Source organism: Vibrio sp. 1641, from assembly GCF_033339995.1.
GTDB lineage: Bacteria > Pseudomonadota > Gammaproteobacteria > Enterobacterales > Vibrionaceae > Vibrio > Vibrio alginolyticus.
On the sequence record NZ_JAWOVP010000130.1, the window covers coordinates 1 to 770 of the forward strand.

A 770-nucleotide genomic window follows, 5' to 3' on the forward strand; every position below is an offset into this window, starting at 1 on the left:
CAAGTGACCATCACGCCACACATTGCCGCATTGAGCTTTCCTGAACAGGTGGTCGACATTTTTGCCGACAATTACCGACTTTGGCGCGATGGTTTCTCATTAAACAATCAAGTGGATTTCGAGAAAGGGTACTAAAGATAGATGTCTCTAGAGAATCTACTCCAACAAGTGCGCGCGTGCCAGATCTGCGCTGAGAGTTTACCTCTCGAAGCCAACCCTGTGGTTCAAGCCGGTAAAAACGCACGCATTCTGATTATTGGCCAAGCGCCAGGAACAAAAGTCCACAGCACTTCGATACCTTGGAATGATCCAAGTGGTGACCGACTGCGCCAATGGCTTGATATCGACAAAGACGTGTTCTACGACCCGAATAAAATTGCCATTGTACCAATGGGATTCTGCTATCCGGGTAAAGGTAACTCGGGAGATCTGCCACCGAGAAAAGAGTGCGCTCCTACATGGCACAAAAAGATTCTCGAACAGCTCCCCAATATAGAGTTGACTCTGCTTATTGGTCAGTACTCTCAGCAGTACTACCTCACCAACAAGCCCAAAACTCTCACGCAAACCGTTCAGCAATGGCAAGATTGGGAACCTGAGTTTATTCCTCTACCACACCCTTCCCCACGCAATACGCTGTGGTTAAAGAAGAATCCATGGTTTGAGTCGGAAGTCGTTCCCTATATCCAACAGCGCGTTCACTCGATGCTTTGAGTTACCGATGATCTAATTGCTAGTTAATCTGAACAAGAAAATTGAAACACAAACAA

General features: G+C 46.8%; 1 protein-coding gene and 1 pseudogene. Both read left to right on the forward strand.

Annotation, left to right across the window (positions count from 1 at the left end):
• Positions 1-135, forward strand: a pseudogene (locus tag R7Z47_RS24600) (D-2-hydroxyacid dehydrogenase); the annotation flags it as partial.
• Positions 136-141: 6 nt separating this feature from the next.
• Positions 142-714 (forward strand): uracil-DNA glycosylase family protein, encoded by a 573-nt coding sequence (locus tag R7Z47_RS24605; protein WP_069507435.1) that lies wholly within the window; start codon positions 142-144, stop codon positions 712-714.
• The last annotated feature ends 56 nt before the right edge of the window (positions 715-770 follow it).